The following is a 16716-nucleotide window of genomic DNA, read 5'->3' on the forward strand; positions in this document are numbered from 1 at the left end:
GTTCACGCCTTCGTACCGCCCACCGTCAGGCCTTCGATCAGCAGCGACGGCTGGCCCACGCCCACCGGCACGCTCTGTCCGTCCTTGCCGCACACGCCCACGCCGGCATCCAGCGCCAGGTCGTGGCCGACCATCTTCACCTTCTGCATCGTCTCCGGGCCGTTGCCGATCAGCGTGGCGCCCTTCACCGGTGCGGTGATGCGGCCGTCCTCGATCAGATAGGCCTCGGTGGCGGAGAACACGTACTTGCCGCTGGTGATGTCGACCTGGCCACCGCCGAAGTTGACCGCGTACAGGCCCTTCTTCACCGAGCGGATCATGTCCTCCGGATCGTCCTGCCCGGCCAGCATGTACGTGTTGGTCATGCGCGGCATCGGCAGGTGCGCGAACGACTCGCGCCGGCCGTTGCCGGTCGGCGCCATGCCCATCAGGCGCGCGTTGAGCGAGTCCTGCATGTAGCCCACCAGTACGCCGTCTTCGATCAGCGTGGTGCAGTTCGTCGGCGTGCCTTCGTCGTCGATGTTGAGCGAACCACGGCGCCCCGGCAGCGTGCCGTCGTCGACGATGGTGACGCCCTTCGACGCGACCTGCTGGCCGATGCGGCCGGCATACACGCTGGTGCCCTTGCGGTTGAAGTCGCCTTCCAGGCCGTGGCCGACGGCTTCGTGCAGGAGCACGCCCGGCCAGCCGCTGCCCAGCACCACCGGCATGATGCCGGCCGGCGCATCGATCGCCTCGAGGTTCACCAGCGCCTGGCGCAGCGCTTCGCGCGCCAGGTCTTCCGGCTTGCCGTCGGCGAACAGGTCCGCATAGCCGTAGCGGCCGCCCATGCCGGCGTAACCGGATTCGCGGCGTCCGTTCTGCTCCACGATCACCTGCACGTTGAGGCGTACCAGTGGCCGCACGTCCGCGCCGAGCACGCCGTCGCTGCGCGCCACCAGCACCGTGTCGATGCCGCCGGCCAGGCTGACCGTTACCTGCTTCACCCGCGGGTCGGCCGCACGCACGAAACGGTCCACCGCGCGTAGCGCCTCGACCTTCGCCTCGTTGCCCATCGCATCGATGGGATCGTCGCTGGCGTACAGCGCGCGACCTTCGCTGCGCACCAGCGTGCGCGGTGCATGCGCGGCACCGTCGCGGGCGATGGCACGTGCGGATTTCGCCGCGCCGAGCAGCGCCTGCGCGTTGATGTCGTCGGAGTACGCGAAGCCGGTCTTCTCGCCCGAGATCGCGCGCACGCCCACACCCTGTTCGATGGAGTGCGCACCGTCCTTGACGATGCCGTCCTCCACCGTCCAGCTTTCGCGGCGCGCATGCTGGAAATACAGGTCGCCGAAATCGACGCCGGGGCCCAGCAGGGCGCCGAACGCACGGTCGAGGCTGGAGGAGGCCAGCCCGGCGGGCAGCAGGAGACGGGATTCGGCGAGCGCGATCGGCAGGGTCATGGACATCACAATGGGGGTGGAGGACGCCGACGGCAAGGCGGCCGCGCGCCGGGCCGGTTCAGGGAGCGCCGGCGGAATCGGTCCGGCTGTCGTTGACGACGCGCGATTGCTCACGGCCCACGACTTCGACCTTCGGCGACTTCCACGGGCCGGTGACGCGGTAGGTCTTGGCGCTCATCTCGGCCAGCGGCTTCTTCAACACCGCATTGGCCACCGCGCCCACCGCTGCGCCGATCGGGCCGCCGGCCACCGCGCCGACGGCGGTGAGCACATTGGCGGACTTCGGCTTCACGTCGACGGTCTGGTCGAAGCGCTCGCTGCGCAGGTCGGTGTCGCCGCGGATCTGGATTTCGGCGGCCGGGCCGTCGATCACCAGGTTGTCGCTGCGCGCCAGCCCCCCGGCGATGCGGATGTCGCCGTCGATGCGGTTGAAGGCGAAGCCCTTGGAGAAGAAGTCGCTGAAGTCCAGCATCAGCCGCCGGCGCACTTCCGCCACGCTCAGCAGGCCGAGCACGCGGCCCGCACCCGGCTCCACTTCCAGCAGGTGGCCATCGCGCGCGGCGAGCTTCACGCTGCCCTCCAGCGAGGCCAGCCGGAACGCCGCAGGACTGCCGGGCCAGCCCGCTTCCGCGGTGATCTGCCCGTGGCCGCCGCCGACGCGGTCGCCCAGGCCCAGGTCATCCAGCAGCACGCCGAAGTTCTCGCTCTTCACGTCGGCGGCGAACCGCGTGCGGGCCGCATCGCCCGTGCCGGTCCACTGGCCGCTCACGTCGATGTGCTGGCCCGGGGAACGCAGCTGCAACTGGTCCACATGCATGCCATCGGCCTGCTGGCGCGTGCGCAGCTTCGCCGCGCCCAGCTGCGCATCGCCGAAGCGCAGGTCCTCGATGTCCAGCGACAGCGGCGGGATACCGGCCGGATCGATGTCGTCCGTCGCGCCCCGCGCGGCCGTGGCGGCACCGCCGGCATCGGCCGCGGGCGCCTTGCGCCAGTGCACGCGCGCCAGCTTGCCGGCGATCGCAGCGCCCTTCGCATCGGGCACCAGCAACGCACCGGAGAGCGCTTCGCCATCCAGCGACACCGCCAGCGCCTGCTGCGCGGGCGCCAGCTGCAGGCGCGTATCGGGGAACACCGAGCCGATCATCAGCAGCCGTTCCGCGGTGACGTCGATATGGCGCAAGGGCAGCGATCCGCCTTCGCCACCACCCTTGGCCAGGGCGACCCACTCCATCGCATCCAGCGTACCGGCACGGCCGGTGGCGATCAGTCCGGAGGCGGGTGCGGCGTCCTTCACTTCGTTGCTGCCCAGCACGACGCGCACGCCGGTCTGGCCGTTGCTGGCGCGTGCACGCAGCGCGAGCAGGTCGCCGAACGCGACATCGATCTGCCCGCTGCCCATCGGCAGCGGCGCGCGCACGGTCGTCTGCAGCGGCGATGCAGCCGCTTTGCGCAACGGTGCCGGCAGGCTCATCGCCGTGCCCACTAGGTCGGAGGTGAGGTTCAACTGCGTGGGCGCTTCGGGCTTGCCCGTCGTGGTGCGCGGGATGTTCACCCCCACGGTCCACGCCGACCGGCCGTCCATGTACGGCTTCAGCCAGGCCATCTCGGGCGCGCGGTCGAGCAGGCGATCGGCATCCACCACGGCGGACAGATCCGCTTCGAATGCCTGGTTGCGGTCGCGCGTACCGCTACCCGCGCGCAATCCGAGTACGCCGGCCTGCCCGTCGTGCACGACCTGCAACGGCCCCGATGCGAAGCCGCCGTCGTCGTACTTCGCCTTACCGCGCACGTTGTCGAACACCAGATCCCAGCGCTTCTCCGCTAGCTGCGCGCCTTTAAGTTCAACGGTGCCTGCCAGCTTCTTGCGCGCCTGTTCGTCGGCGTGCAGCGGCTGCAGCAGATCGAACGTGGCCGCGACCGGTCCCTTCGCCTGCAGGTGGTCCAGCGTATCGCCGTAGGTCTTGTGCAGCGGGCTCTGCCGCAACAGCGCGAGCAACTTGCCCGAGTCGGTCTCGGTGCGCGCCGTGATCTTCAGGTCGCCCTTGCCGAAATCCGCGATGCCCGCTTCGAACGCGGGGATCGCGACCTCCGCCAACTGGCCCCGCGCCTTCAGCTGGAAACCATTGCCGATGAAGGCGATGTCGCCATGCACCTGTTCCACCTGCGGCCAGTCGGGCTGGAACTTGAACTGTCCGCCGTCGATCCGGGCGACGGCTTCGAAGCGGCCGTTCTGATGGATGAACGGCCAGTCGTCCAGGTCGCCGGTGACGATCGCGCGCCCGTCGCGGACCGTGCCGCCGACCAGTGCGCCATTCAACCAGTCCACCGCAGCCTTCGACATCTTGTGATGGATCCAGAATCCCTTCGCCACCGGCACCGGCGCGTCGTCGAGATCGGCGGCCAGGTCGATCCAAGGCCGCGTGCCGTCGCCCTGGAACCACATGCCGCCGCGCACGTCGGCCGCGTAATCCTTGCCCTGCACGCGCAGCGCGGGTGTGGCCATGCGCCAACCCTGCCCTTCGCGCCAGCCCAGCACGTCGCCCTGCAGCCTCACGTCGTGCACCACGGCGAATCCGCTGGGCCAGTCGAAGCGCATGCGCGAGGCAGGATCGAGTTTCAGGCGGAAACCGGCGGCATCGCCATCGAAATCGCCCGCCAGGCCGCTGAGCCCCGGTGCATCCCCGACGGCCGCGAACGAAATGTCACGCAGCGTGCCTTCTCCATGCATCGCGCCGTCGCGTCGACCCGCGAGTGCGATCCGTGCGAGCCGCGCGCCCGGCTTCGCCTGCACCAGCCAGCGGCGCAGGCCCGGATCGACCTTGTCGCTCAAGCCCAGCACGGCGAACAGCGGCGCGGCGTCCACCTCGTCGGCCAGCAACGCGTAGCGCTCGCCGCCGCCCAGCACGAGGCCATCGAGCGTCTGCACCGCCGGCGCGTTGCCCACGCGCAGGCGCGGCGCATCGAGGCGCCAGCCGCCATTCACCAGCCGCCAGCGCATGCGGCCTTCCAACTGTTCGAAAGCGACCCGCGTCGGCACCGCGGACGCCGTCAGCGACGCGCCCCGCAAACCGACCTGGCGCAGCTGGGCGTCGGCCGTCACCAGCACGACGCGATGCCGGCGCAACTCCGTCCACGCGCGCACGCGCCCGTTGCCGCGCTCGGCCACCACGCCGGCGTAGCGCAGCAACGGTGCCCAGGCGCCGATGTCGTCGGCCACGACATCGAGGTAGGCGCGGCCATCGCCGGCCTTGCGGTCGAAGTCCACGGCGACATTGAGCGGCGCCGCGTCCTTGCGGATCCAGGCGCGCGTACCCGCACGCACGCGGTCGCCCTGCACGCGCAGGCGCAGATCGAGATCCGGCACCTGGATATCCCAACCCAGGGACGGTGCGACGATGGCCAGGCGCCCGTCGATGATCTGCAGTTCGCCCAAGCCTTCCAGGCTCCTCAGCGGATCGTCGCCCGCCTGCTGCTGGCCGGGCAGGCCGCGCACCGACCACTTGCCGTCGTCGCCGCGTTGCAGCGTCAGGGCAAGGCCGCGCAACCTCAACTCGGTGAAGGAACGTCCGGGCAGCAGGCCGCCATACATCGACACCAACACTTCGGCCTGGCCGATGCGCACTCCCGCATCGCCCTCGCCCAGGCGCAGGCCGTCGAGCTGCAGCAGCGGCCCGCGCCGCGTCCATTGCGTCTTGACCCCGTCGAAGGCCACGGGCCGGCCGGCGCGTTCGCTGAGCCAGGCCGCGATGCGGTCCGGATGGCGCTCGGCCAACGGCAACACCTGGCTGGCGATGCCGAGCACCACGGCCATGCACACGAGCACGACCGCGATGCCGTACACGGCACCCCGGCGGGCCAGGCGCAGGCGGCGGCGCAGCGGCGTGGGCATCAGGCGTGCGCCCCGCCCCGTGCGTCAGAGCAGCACGACATCGAACTGCTCCTGCAGATACTGGTCGTCCGCCTGGAAGCGGATCGACTTGCCGAGGAATTCCTCCAGCTCGGCGACGGCCGCGGATTCCTCGTCCGTGATCCGTCCCACCACCTTCGGCGAGGCGATCACCAGCAGGCGCGCGGCGTCGAACTGGCGCACGGCGCGGGTGATCTCGCGGAAGATTTCGTAGGTGACGGTTTCGGTCGTCTTGATGCTGCCGCGCCCGCTGCATTCGGGGCACGGTTCGGACAGCTGGCGCGCCAGGCTTTCCACGGTGCGCTTGCGCGTCATCTCGACCAGGCCCAGCGGCGAGAACTCGTACACCGTGGTCTTGGCGTGGTCCTTCGCCAGCGACTTCTCCAGCGTCCGCAGCACCTGGCGGCGATGCTCCGGATCGTCCATGTCGATGAAGTCGATGATGATGATGCCGCCCAGATTGCGCAGCCGCAGCTGGCGCGCGACCGCCTGCGCGGCTTCCAGGTTGGTGCGGTAGACGGTCTCTTCGAGGTTGCGCTGACCAAGGAACGAGCCGGTGTTGACGTCCACCGTCGTCATCGCCTCGGTCTGGTCGATCACCAGGTAGCCACCGGATTTCAGCGGCACCTGCTTGTCCAGCGCACGACCGATCTCGTCCTCGACGCCGTACAGGTCGAAGATGGGACGCTCGCCCGCGTACAGTTCGATGCGCTCGGCCAGCACCGGCATGTACTTGGCGACGAACGCCTGCAGCCGCTCGTGGGTTTCCTTCGAGTCGACCTTCACCTTCTCCACGTCCTTGCGGATCAGGTCGCGCACCGCGCGCAGCGGCAGGCTCAGGTCTTCGTACAGGATGCTGCAGGAAGGGGACTCGCGACCGCGGCGCTCGACCACGTTCCAGACGCGCGACAGGTAGGCGATGTCCTCGGCCAGCGCCTCGGCCGGCTGGCCTTCGGCGTTGGTGCGGATGATGTAGCCGTGGCCGCCATGCAGGCCGGCCAGCTCGGTGACGACCTGCTTCAGGCGATGGCGCTCGGCTTCGTCCTCGATGCGCGCGGACACGCCGATCACCTTGGACTGCGGCAGCAGCACCAGGTAGCGCGACGGAATGCTGATCTGCGTGGTCAGGCGCGCGCCCTTGCTGCCGATCGGATCCTTCACCACCTGCACGACGATGTCCTGGCCGTCGCGCAGCAGGTCCATGATCGGTGCCGGCGGCGGCGCGGGCATGGGCGCGTCCTCGCCTTCGACCACTGCGCCCGGCGAGGAACGCACGATGTCGTTGGCGTGCAGGAACGCGGCGCGCTCCAGCCCGACCTCGACGAAGGCCGCCTGCATGCCCGGCATCACCCGCTGCACCTTGCCCTTGTAGATGTTGCCCACCACGCCGCGACGCCAGCCGCGTTCGATGTGCAACTCCTGCAGCATGCCGTTCTCGATCACCGCGACGCGGGTTTCGCGCGGGGTGACATTGACCAGGATTTCTTCCGACATCGGGGTCCTTCCCTCAAGCTGTTGCGTGGGCGGCGGTGGCCGACGACGGATGGATGCCGAACTCGCGCAGCAGCTTCGCGGTCTCGTGGAGGGGCAGGCCCATGACGGCCGAATAACTGCCGTCCAGGCGGGTGACGAACTGCTCGGCGCGTCCCTGGATGCCGTAGGCGCCGGCCTTGCCCATCGCCTCGCCGCTGGCGACGTAGGCCGCGATGTCGGCATCGTCCAGCTCGGCGAAGCTGACCTCCGTAACCACCAGGGCCTGCGCTTCGCGCCCGGCGCTGACCACCGACACGGCGGACACCGCCTGGTGCGTACGACCGGAGAGGCGGCGCAACATCGCGGCGGCTTCGACCTCATCGGCCGGCTTGCCGAAGACCTCGTCGCCCAGGATCACCTCGGTGTCGGCCCCCAGCACGACCGCACCGGGCGTGGCGACGACCTTCAGCAGCCCGGCACCGGCCTTCTCGCGGGCGACCCGGCGTACGTACTCCGTGGCCGGCTCACCGGGTTGCCGGTGCTCGGGGATGTCGAGGTCGATCCGGCCGAATGCGAGCCCTAGGCGGGTCAGCAGTTCGGCACGGCGGGGGGATTGGGAGGCCAGATAGAGCATCGAGGAAGAATAACCCGCGGCACCTGACTGAATGGGTCCTGATGCGGACCGGACATGGCTAACCCTGCCGCAGATCACGGCTCGTTCATGTCATCGTGAACACCCTTGCGCGTCGACGACGACCGGGTGTCCCGCCACCCGAATCACGAAAAGGAGATCCCATGCGTCTGCCCCTCATCCGCCCGCTGCTGCTCGCCCTGACCCTGTCCCTGGGAACCACCGCCGCCATGACCTCGTCCGCCCAGACCGCCCCCGCCTACGCGATCCCGTCCGACGGCACCCTGCTCAACGTGTCGGCCCAGGCCGAGGCCTCGCGCGTGCCGGACATCGCCACGATTTCCGCCGGCGTGGTCACCCAGGCCGTGGACGGCAACACCGCCCTGCGCCAGAACAGCGAGCAGATGGCCAAGGTGGTCGCCGCCATCAAGGCCGCCGGCATCGCCGACAAGGACGTGCAGACCAGCGGGATCAGCCTCAACCCGCAGTACCGCTACGCCGAGAACGAAGCCCCGAAGATCACCGGCTACCAGGCCAACAACACGGTGAGCGTGAAGGTCCGCGACATCGCCAAGCTGGGCAAGGTGCTGGACGCCCTGGCCGGCGTCGGCGCGAACCAGATCAACGGCCCCAGCTTCGAGATCGACAATCCGGAACCGGTCTATGACGAAGCCCGCCTGGCCGCACTGAAGAAGGCCCAGGGCCGTGCCGAGACCTACGCCAAGTCGCTGGGGCTGAAGGTGCGCCGGATCGTCAGCATCTCCGAGGGCAACGGCGGCTTCCGCCCTGTCCCGATGATGGCGATGGCCAAGATGGAAGCCCGCGATGCCGGGGGGGCGCCGCCGGTCTCGGCGGGCGAAACCACGGTCTCGGTCAACCTGGACGTGGTGTTCGAACTGGGCAAGTAAGCCCGGCCGCACCGCACCACGAACGGCGCCCCGAGGGGCGCCGTTTTCGTTGACGGCGTCCTGGAACCGTGCCTACGCCCAAGGTCGTAGGCCGCCCCTCTTGCGGCCAACGTGCGGGGGAGTACAGTCTGGACGTGCGGCGCGGGGACGTTGCAACCCCACTCTTCGCGGCCGAGCGTTGTTCCGTTCACAGCCCTCAGGAGGTGGATCATGGTTCGCGCACTACCCCACGGTTCCGACACCCGCATCGACATCGGCCGCATCGCCGCCATCGCCGCCGCCATCGCGGTCCACGCCGTCGCCCTCCTGATGCTGCTCATGCCGATGGCGGCACCGCCCTTGAAGCCGCTGGCGCTGGACGTTCCGAAGAAGCCCATCTTCCAGATCTACGAGAAGAAGGTCCTCCCCGATCCCGTGCCTGTCGTCGAGGAGCGCAAGATCGTTCCCGAAAAGAAGCCGGACGTGATCCAGAAGCGGGCCGACGTGGTGACCCCCGCCGTCGATACCCCCGTGATCGTCGAAGGCGGCAGCGAACCCATCGTCGAACATTCCGTGGTCGACGCCGGCGATATCACCGGCCCCGTCGTGGGCGGTCCGCTACCCTCGGCGACGCTGGAATACGTCCGCGCCACGTCGCCGCGCTATCCGAACAACGAGTTGCGCAACGGTGTGCAGGGCACGGTGATGCTGCGCGTGCTGGTGGACGTGGACGGCACGCCGCTCAGCGTGACCATCGAAAGCAGCAGCGGCAACCGCAACCTGGACAAGGCCGCGCTCCAGCATGTGCTGAAGACCTGGCGCTTCAAGCCCGCCATGCAGAACGGCCAGGCCGTGCAGGCTTACGGCTTGGTGCCGATCGCCTTCAGCCTGCAGTGACCCGGAAGACGTAAACGGAAAAGCCCGCCGGAAGGCGGGCTTTTTCTTTGCCCGCGCTCAGGCGCGGTGGTACGGATGGTTCGCCAGCATCGCCGCGGCGCGGTACACCTGTTCGGCGACGACCAGCCGTACCAGCATGTGCGGCAATGTCAGCGGACTGAGCGACCACTTCTCGTGCGCCGCCGCGACCACGTCCGGCGCATGGCCTTCCGGCCCCCCGATCAGCAACGCGAGGTCGCGACCCAGCGTGCGCCAATGCGCCAACCGCTGCGCGAGCTGTTCCGACGAATAGGGCTTGCCGGTCACTTCCAGCGCGACGACGTGCGCGTTCTTCGGCAACGCGGCGAGCACGCGCTTGCCTTCGTCCTCGATCGCACGCTGCGGATCGCGACTCTTGCCGCGCAGGCCCGGTTCGATCTCGACCAGCTCGAACGGCAGCCAGTGCGAGAGCCGCTTCTGGTATTCGGCGAAGCCCTGGGCGACCCACGCGGGCGCGCGCTCGCCGGTGGCGATGAGACGGCATTTCATGTCGCCATGATAGCGGGCTCCGGAAACGACGAAGGCGCCTGCCGGCGCCTTCGCGTGGAGACCGGATCGCGGCTCAGAGCCGCGATTCGTCGGCGGTCTCGACGTCCTCCGGCGGCTGGTCGCCCACGGTCCACAGGCGCTCCAATGCGTAGAACTCGCGCACGCGGGGCAGCATGACGTGGACGATGACGTCGCCCAGGTCCACGAGCACCCATTCGGCCTCACGCTCGCCTTCCACGCCCAGCGGCATGACGTCCAGTTTCTTGGCGAACCTCACCACCTCGTCGGCGATCGACTTCACGTGGCGCGTCGAGGTGCCCGAGGCGATCACGAGGTAGTCGGCGACGCTGGATTTGCCGCGCACGTCGATCTCGACGACATCCTTGGCTTTCAGCTCCTCGACCGCGGCGTGCACCGTGGCGAGCAGGTCCGGCAGGGCCGGGGGCGGGCTGGGCAGGCGGGTCTTGATGACGTGGGCTTGGCTGGACAAAGGCTTGGTGGCTCCGGAGGTACGGCCGGGATTATAGCGGACCCGGCGTGGTGGCCCGGTCAAGGTAGAGCCTTTCGTCGGCGATGGCCGTTGCGACGGCCGTGGGCACGAGATGGCGCCAGGGTTCTCCGGCCGCGATCCGCCGCCGTATATCGGTGGCCGATTCGGGCTGCAGCGGATGGCTCAACCGATACACCAGGCCTGACGGCACGTCGCACAGCGCATCCGCCGAGGACGTCCAGCGCGAAGCCAGCAGGTCGCCCAGTTCGGCCGGCACGCCCGCATCCAGTGGACTTCCGGGCCGGTCGGCCACGATGAAATGGGTCAGCGCGAACAGCGACCGCCATGCCCGCCACGTCGGCAGGCCCAACAGGCTGTCGGCGCCGATCAGCAGGGCCACGGGCACGGCATCGCCTTGCTCGGCGCGCAGTTCGTGCAGCGTGTCGACCGTGTAGGAGCGGGTCTCCGGCATGCGTTCGGCGCGCAAGAGTTCGCGTCGATCCACGCAGAGGCCGTCTTCGTCTTCCACCGCGAGGTCGAGCAGGTGCGCGCGCTGCTGCGCGCTGGCACCGGGTGGCGCACGATGCGGCGGGTCTGCGGCGGGCATCAGGCGCACCGGCGCCTGCACTTCGTCCCGCGCGGCGCGCGCGATGGCCAGATGCCCGTTGTGGATGGGGTCGAACGTGCCGCCGTAGAAGAGCTGCAGCATTCCGACGCGCCCGTCAGGCCACCAGCAACCGCACGGCCTTGGCTTCGGCGATGGCCAGCAGCAGGCGCTCCAGCGCCACCCAGGCATCGCCCTCGCCCCGGCCCTTCGCGGTGCGGTCGATCTTCGAGGCCTCGGCGACGAAGCGGTCCCAGCGCGCGGGCGAGGCGTGCCGCTGCAACGCGCGCTTGAACGGCGCCTGCTTGGCTTCCCAGATGCCCTGCGACTTCATTTCGGCCGCGAGATTGCCGCCGCCGGCCTGCACGCGCGCCAGCGTGGCGGTGCGCAGCAGTTCCTTGACGATCATCGGCATCAGGCCGGCGACCACGTCGCCCTCGGCCCGCAGGCCAGCAAGGATGCGCGAAACCTGCGCGCCCTGCCCCGCCAGTACGGCATCGGTGAGGCGGAACACGTCGTAGCGTGCCGCGTTCGCGACCAGCGCTTCCATCCGGTCGACGTCCAGCGTCTGTCCATCGCTGAGCAGCGCCAGCTTGTCGATCTCCTGCGCGGCGGCGAGCAGGTTGCCTTCGACGCGCTCGGCCAGCAGTTGCACCGCCTCGCGATCGGCGCGAAGGCCCTTGCTGCGCAGCCGGCTCTCGATCCAGCCCGGCAATTCGTGCGGCTTGATGGCCCACGCCACGGCGACTACGCCGACGCGCGCGACGGCGTCGCTCCACTTGCCCTGGTACGCCTTGCCCCATTCGCCCGCGGTGATCAGCAGGACCACGTCGGGCGGCGGATTGGCGCAGAACGCGCTGATGACCTCGGCGCCCTCCTTGCCCGGTTTCCCGCCCGGCAGGCGTACTTCGACCAGTCGGCGCGCACTGAACAGGCTGGGCGCGTTGAAGCTGGCATCCAGCTGGCCCCAATCGAAATCGCGGCCGTCGGCATCGAATACTTCGCGCTCGCCGATGCCCTGGGCCCGCGCCTGCGCGCGCACGGCGTCGGCGGCCTCCAGCACGCGCAGGATTTCGGGACCCGCGATCAGGTAGACCGGATGCAACGGCTCGGACGCGCCACGCGCGGCCAGCTGTTCCGGTTTCAGCTCCATCAGGGGGCCGCGTTCACCGGGCCGGAACGCACCACGCCGTCGACGCGGCGCAGGATCGACGCCGCCATCTCGCGACGGAGTTCTTCCGCCAGCACTTCGCGCTCGGTGGTCGTGCCGGTCGCGTCCTGCGGCGGCGACACGTAGTCGCGCGACAGTTCGACGACCTGCTGCGGCACCAGGTCGGTGCCATCGGCCTTGGTGAAAGCGAACACCACGGCGTAGCGGAGGCTGAATTCCTGCGCGCGCCCGAACTGGTCCACCGCGATCGGCAGGTCGCCCCACCGCTCGGACACGACGCGCAGGGTGGCGACCTGTTCGCCGGCCGCGATGTCCTCGTTTTCGCCGATCGGCGCGGCCAGCGTCGCGCCCGCAGCCTGCAGGCCGCGCGACAGGCTGGTGACCAGCGCGCTGTAGGACGTCGTCGAGCCGACCACCCTCACCGGCCCGAGGTCGGCCGGCAACGCGATCTGGTTGCGCAGGTGGAAGCCGCAACCGGCCAGCAGGACCAGGGCGGCGAGGAGCATCGGCAGGCGGAATCGGGTCATGGGCGAAGTCTGGACGAGGCCGTCATGGGCGGCAATAGCGTAGCCCGCCCGCAGGTGAACACGGAGGCAAGGCGCCGCAAGCGCCCGTCCTCAGCCCGCGACGATGTTGACGATCTTGCCCGGCACCACGATGACCTTGCGGATCGCCAGGCCGTCGAGGAACTTGGCCGTGTTCGGCTCGGCTTTGGCCAGCGACTCGACCAGGTCGCGCGGCGCGTCCGCGGCCACGTCGATCGTGCCGCGCAGCTTGCCGTTGACCTGCACCGCCAGCGTCACCGTGTCGCGCACCAGCGCGTCGGCGTCGACCTGCGGGAACGGCTGGTCTTCGATCAGCGTTTCGGCGTGGCCCAGCGCCTGCCACAGCGCATGGCTGGCGTGCGGGGTGATCGGGTTCAGCAGCAGCACCGCGGCCTCCAGCGCCTCCTGGCGTACGGCGCGACCCTGCGCGCTCGCATCGTCGAACTTGCCCAGCGCGTTCGACAGTTCCATCACCGCCGCGATGGCGGTGTTGAAGCTGTGGCGTTTGCCGTAGTCGTGGCCGACCTTCTCGATGGTCTCATGGGTCTTGCGGCGGACGGCCTTCTGGTCGGACGTCAACGCGCTTCCGAGCATTGCGATGCTTGTCAATTTGTCCAGAGCCCCTTCGGCCGCATGCTTCTGCACCTGCGTCCACAGGCGACGCAGGAAGCGCGCCATGCCCTCGACGCCGGCTTCGTTCCACTCCAGCGACTGCTCGGGCGGCGCGGCGAACATCGAGAACAGGCGGACAGTGTCCGCGCCGAACTTGTCGACCATCGACTGCGGGTCGACGCCGTTGTTCTTCGACTTCGACATCTTCTCGACCGCGCCGATCTTCACCGGTTGGCCGTCGGCCTTCAGCGTCGCGCCGACGACGCGCGCCTTGTCGTCGCGCTGCACTTCCACGTCGGCCGGGTTGATCCAGTCCTTCGAACCATCGGCGCTGTCGCGATAGAACGTCTCGGCGATCACCATGCCCTGCGTCAGCAGGTTGGTGGCCGGTTCGTCGCTGTCCACCAGCCGCGCGTCGCGCAGCAGCTTGTGGTAGAAGCGGAAGTACATCAGGTGCAGGATCGCGTGCTCGATGCCGCCGATGTACTGGTCCACCGGCAGCCAGTAATTGCCGCGCTTGTCGACCATGTCCTTCGCGCCGGGCGAGGTGTAGCGCGCGTAGTACCAGCTCGACTCCATGAAGGTGTCGAAGGTGTCGGTCTCGCGCTCGGCGGCGGCACCGCACTGCGGGCACTTCGTCTTGCGCCATTCCGGGTCGGCCTTGATCGGCGACTTCACGCCATCCAGGGTGACGTTTTCCGGCAACACGACGGGCAGGTCCGAATCCGGTACCGGCACCGCGCCGCAGGCGTCGCAGTAGATCACCGGGATCGGGCAGCCCCAGTAGCGCTGGCGGCTGACGCCCCAGTCGCGCAGGCGGTAGTTGACCCGGCGCTGGCCCTGGCCCTTGCGTTCGAAACGCTCGGCCAGTGCCTCGAAGGCACCGCGGTAGTCCAGGCCATCGAACTCGCCCGAGTTGACCAGCTCCAGGTCATCGCGGGTCTTGTCGCCGTACCAGTCGCGCCACGTGGTGGCGTCGTAGGTCTTCTCATCGTCGTTCTTCGGCGCCGTCAGCGCGATCACCTGGCGGATCGGCAGCGCGTACTTGGTGGCGAACTCGAAATCGCGCTCATCGTGCCCGGGCACCGCCATCACCGCGCCGGTGCCGTAGCCCATCAGCACGAAGTTGGCGACCCACACCGGGATCCGGTCGCCGGTGATCGGGTGCACGGCCACCAGGCCGGTGTCCATGCCGCGCTTTTCCTGGGTTTCCAGTTCCGCTTCGGACACACCGCCCTGCTTCAGCTCGGCCAGGAACGCGGCCAACGCCGGATTGGACGCGGCAGCCTTCTGCGCCAGCGCGTGTTCGCCGGCGATCGACACGAAGGTCACGCCCATCAGGGTGTCTGGGCGCGTGGTGAACACCGTCAACGGTTCCTGGCCGTCGACGGCGAACTGGATCTCCAGGCCTTCGGAGCGGCCGATCCAGTTGCGTTGCATGGTCTTGACCGCGTCCGGCCAGCCCGGCAGGTCGTCCAGGCCGTCCAACAGCTCCTGGGCGTAGTCGGTGATGCGCAGGAACCACTGCGGGATCTCGCGCTTCTCCACCACCGCACCGCTGCGCCAGCCGCGACCGTCGATCACCTGCTCGTTCGCCAGCACCGTCTGGTCCACCGGATCCCAGTTCACCACCGAGTTCTTGCGGTAGGCCAGGCCCTTGCGCAACAGGCGCGTGAACATGCGCTGCTCGTGAACGTAGTAGTCGGGCCGGCAGGTGGCGAACTCGCGCGACCAGTCGATCGCGTAGCCCAGCGACTTCAGCTGGCTGCGCATGTGGTCGATGTTGGCGTAGGTCCACTTGGCCGGCGCGGTCTTGTTCTTGATCGCCGCGTTCTCGGCCGGCAGGCCGAACGCGTCCCAGCCCATCGGCTGCAGCACGTTGTGGCCGGTCATGCGCTTGTAGCGGCTGATCACGTCGCCGATGGTGTAGTTGCGCACGTGGCCCATGTGCAGCGCACCCGACGGGTACGGCAACATCGACAGGCAGTAGTACTTCGGCTTGTCCGACCGCTCGTCGACCTCGAAGGCGCGCCGGGCCTCCCAGAAGGACTGGGCCTGGGACTCGACGGATTTCGGATCGTAGGAAACGGGTTCGGCGGCGGTGGACATGGCGGCTGCGGAGACGGCTACGGCAAAGCCGCCAAGGGTACCGCAGCGCACCATGCCCCGCCATGCCACCGGTTAGCATGAGGGGGTCGAAACAGGGGATTCCAGATGAACAAGACCGTCCTTGCCCTCGCCGTGGCCGCCTGCGGCCTGTTCGCCGGCATGACCGCCATGGCCGCCGAACCGGCCGCGCCCGCCACGCTCGCGCTGCACTGCGAGCGGGTCTTCGACGCCCGCAGCGGCAAGGTCCTGGGCGAGCACACCCTCCTGATTCGCGACGGCCGGATCGCCGAGGTCATCCCCGGCCGCGCCAAACTGGCCGACGCCGAATCGATCGTCCTGGCCGACCACACCTGCACGCCGGGCTGGACCGACCTGCACGTGCACCTGGATGGCGAGTCCAGCCCGCAGAGCTATTCGGAAGGCTTCCGCCTGGATCCGGTCGATTTCGCCTACCGCTCGGTCGGTTACGCCGAGAAGACGCTGATGGCCGGCTTCACCAGCGTGCGCGACCTCGGCGGCGAGGTCACCCTGCACCTGCGCGACGCGGTGAACCAGGGCGCCGTGAAGGGCCCACGCATCTTCGCCGCCGGTACCTCCATCGCGACCACCGGCGGCCACGCCGACCCCACCAACGGCTTCAACACGCACCTGGCGCACCTGATGGGCCCGCCGGGCCCCACCGAAGGCGTCATCAACTCCATCGACGACGCCCGCCAGGCCGTGCGCCAGCGCTACAAGGACGGCAGCGACGTCATCAAGATCACCGCTACCGGCGGCGTGCTGAGCTACGCCAAGTCCGGCGACGCGCCGCAGTTCACCGTCGAGGAGGTGAAGGCCATCGTCGACACTGCGCGCGACTACGGCTTCCGCGTGGCAGCGCACGCGCACGGCAAGGAGGGCATGAAGCGCGCCATCCTCGGCGGCGTGACCAGCATCGAGCACGGCACCTACATGGACGACGAGGTGATGCGGCTGATGAAGCAGCATGGCACGTGGTACGTGCCGACGATTTCCGCCGGCCGCTTCGTCGCCGAGAAGGCGAAGATCGATGGCTACTTTCCGGCCGTAGTGCGACCGAAGGCCGAGCGCATCGGCGCGCTGATCCAGGAAACCGCCGGCAAGGCCTACCGCAACGGCGTGAAGATCGCCTTCGGCACCGACATGGGCGTGGGTCCGCACGGCGACAACGCGCGCGAGTTCGTCTACATGGTCGAAGCCGGCATGCCCGCGGCCTATGCGCTGCAGGCGGCGACGATCCGCGCGGCGGAAGTGCTGGGCGTGGACGACCAGGGCGTGATCGAGGCCGACAAGCGCGCCGACATCGTGGCCGTGCCGGGCAATCCGGTGGAAGACATCAACGCCGTGCTGAAGGTGGATTTCGTGATGAAGGACGGCAAGGTCTACCGCCGCCCGTGAT

The 16716-nt window shown here is 69.1% G+C and carries 13 protein-coding genes; 3 read left to right on the forward strand and 10 right to left on the reverse strand.

Annotated features, from left to right (window positions below):
• Positions 1–2 precede the first annotated feature (2 nt).
• From tldD to BLT45_RS12140, 4 genes are read right to left on the reverse strand one after another with little or no spacing between them, the layout of a single operon-like run.
• On the reverse strand, positions 3–1445 hold the full coding sequence (gene tldD / locus BLT45_RS12125) for a metalloprotease TldD (RefSeq protein ID WP_093300221.1): 1443 nt from the start codon (positions 1443–1445) through the stop codon (positions 3–5).
• Between the two features lie 58 nt (positions 1446–1503).
• On the reverse strand, positions 1504–5334 hold the full coding sequence (locus BLT45_RS12130) for a YhdP family protein (protein WP_093300232.1): 3831 nt from the start codon (positions 5332–5334) through the stop codon (positions 1504–1506).
• A gap of 24 nt (positions 5335–5358) precedes the next feature.
• Positions 5359–6846 (reverse strand): ribonuclease G, encoded by a 1488-nt coding sequence (gene rng, locus BLT45_RS12135; protein ID WP_093300234.1) that lies wholly within the window; start codon positions 6844–6846, stop codon positions 5359–5361.
• Between the two features lie 13 nt (positions 6847–6859).
• Positions 6860–7459 carry a Maf family protein gene (locus BLT45_RS12140; RefSeq protein ID WP_093300237.1) on the reverse strand — a complete coding sequence of 200 codons (600 nt, stop codon included), beginning with the start codon at positions 7457–7459 and terminating at the stop codon, positions 6860–6862.
• Between the two features lie 161 nt (positions 7460–7620).
• On the opposite strand from BLT45_RS12140, the gene BLT45_RS12145 reads away from it, so the two are divergent.
• Entirely contained in the window at positions 7621–8364 is a 744-nt protein-coding gene (locus BLT45_RS12145) for an SIMPL domain-containing protein (RefSeq protein WP_093300239.1), read from the forward strand.
• Positions 8365–8574: 210 nt separating this feature from the next.
• Positions 8575–9240, forward strand: coding sequence for an energy transducer TonB (locus BLT45_RS12150; RefSeq protein ID WP_093300240.1), 666 nt, complete (start codon positions 8575–8577; stop codon positions 9238–9240).
• Positions 9241–9297: 57 nt separating this feature from the next.
• Here the strand turns inward: BLT45_RS12150 and rlmH are convergent, their stop codons facing one another.
• The 6 genes from rlmH to leuS form a co-directional block, all read right to left on the reverse strand.
• Positions 9298–9768, reverse strand: coding sequence for a 23S rRNA (pseudouridine(1915)-N(3))-methyltransferase RlmH (gene rlmH / locus BLT45_RS12155; protein ID WP_093300241.1), 471 nt, complete (start codon positions 9766–9768; stop codon positions 9298–9300).
• Positions 9769–9841: 73 nt separating this feature from the next.
• A complete protein-coding gene (rsfS, locus tag BLT45_RS12160) occupies positions 9842–10258 on the reverse strand; it encodes a ribosome silencing factor (RefSeq protein WP_093300247.1) in 417 nt (138 codons plus the stop codon).
• A gap of 31 nt (positions 10259–10289) precedes the next feature.
• Positions 10290–10967, reverse strand: a complete 678-nt coding sequence (gene nadD / locus BLT45_RS12165) for a nicotinate-nucleotide adenylyltransferase (protein ID WP_093300254.1) — start codon at positions 10965–10967, stop codon at positions 10290–10292.
• Positions 10968–10980: 13 nt separating this feature from the next.
• Positions 10981–12015 carry a DNA polymerase III subunit delta gene (gene holA, locus BLT45_RS12170; RefSeq protein WP_093300255.1) on the reverse strand — a complete coding sequence of 345 codons (1035 nt, stop codon included), beginning with the start codon at positions 12013–12015 and terminating at the stop codon, positions 10981–10983.
• On the reverse strand, positions 12015–12560 hold the full coding sequence (gene lptE, locus BLT45_RS12175) for an LPS-assembly lipoprotein LptE (protein ID WP_093300269.1): 546 nt from the start codon (positions 12558–12560) through the stop codon (positions 12015–12017). Before lptE ends, holA begins: the two co-directional genes overlap by 1 nt.
• A gap of 90 nt (positions 12561–12650) precedes the next feature.
• A complete protein-coding gene (gene leuS, locus BLT45_RS12180; RefSeq protein WP_139188009.1) occupies positions 12651–15299 on the reverse strand; it encodes a leucine--tRNA ligase in 2649 nt (882 codons plus the stop codon).
• A 105-nt stretch (positions 15300–15404) separates the two neighbouring features.
• On the opposite strand from leuS, the gene BLT45_RS12185 reads away from it, so the two are divergent.
• Entirely contained in the window at positions 15405–16715 is a 1311-nt protein-coding gene (locus BLT45_RS12185; protein ID WP_093300279.1) for a metal-dependent hydrolase family protein, read from the forward strand.
• Position 16716: the final 1 nt, after the last annotated feature.

The organism is Pseudoxanthomonas sp. CF385 (assembly GCF_900104255.1).
Taxonomy (GTDB): Bacteria; Pseudomonadota; Gammaproteobacteria; order Xanthomonadales; family Xanthomonadaceae; genus Pseudoxanthomonas_A.

Bases quoted from the DNA above. Each gene is read 5' to 3' on its own strand.
- BLT45_RS12130 (WP_093300232.1), bottom strand. From the start codon at position 5,334: ATGCCCACGCCGCTGCGCCGCCGCCTGCGCCTGGCCCGCCGGGGTGCC.
- tldD (WP_093300221.1), bottom strand. From the start codon at position 1,445: ATGACCCTGCCGATCGCGCTCGCCGAATCCCGTCTCCTGCTGCCCGCC.
- rlmH (WP_093300241.1), bottom strand. From the start codon at position 9,768: ATGAAATGCCGTCTCATCGCCACCGGCGAGCGCGCGCCCGCGTGGGTC.
- lptE (WP_093300269.1), bottom strand. From the start codon at position 12,560: ATGACCCGATTCCGCCTGCCGATGCTCCTCGCCGCCCTGGTCCTGCTG.
- nadD (WP_093300254.1), bottom strand. From the start codon at position 10,967: ATGCTGCAGCTCTTCTACGGCGGCACGTTCGACCCCATCCACAACGGG.
- holA (WP_093300255.1), bottom strand. From the start codon at position 12,015: ATGGAGCTGAAACCGGAACAGCTGGCCGCGCGTGGCGCGTCCGAGCCG.
- BLT45_RS12145 (WP_093300239.1), top strand. From the start codon at position 7,621: ATGCGTCTGCCCCTCATCCGCCCGCTGCTGCTCGCCCTGACCCTGTCC.
- BLT45_RS12150 (WP_093300240.1), top strand. From the start codon at position 8,575: ATGGTTCGCGCACTACCCCACGGTTCCGACACCCGCATCGACATCGGC.
- BLT45_RS12185 (WP_093300279.1), top strand. From the start codon at position 15,405: ATGAACAAGACCGTCCTTGCCCTCGCCGTGGCCGCCTGCGGCCTGTTC.
- rng (WP_093300234.1), bottom strand. From the start codon at position 6,846: ATGTCGGAAGAAATCCTGGTCAATGTCACCCCGCGCGAAACCCGCGTC.
- BLT45_RS12140 (WP_093300237.1), bottom strand. From the start codon at position 7,459: ATGCTCTATCTGGCCTCCCAATCCCCCCGCCGTGCCGAACTGCTGACC.
- leuS (WP_139188009.1), bottom strand. From the start codon at position 15,299: ATGTCCACCGCCGCCGAACCCGTTTCCTACGATCCGAAATCCGTCGAG.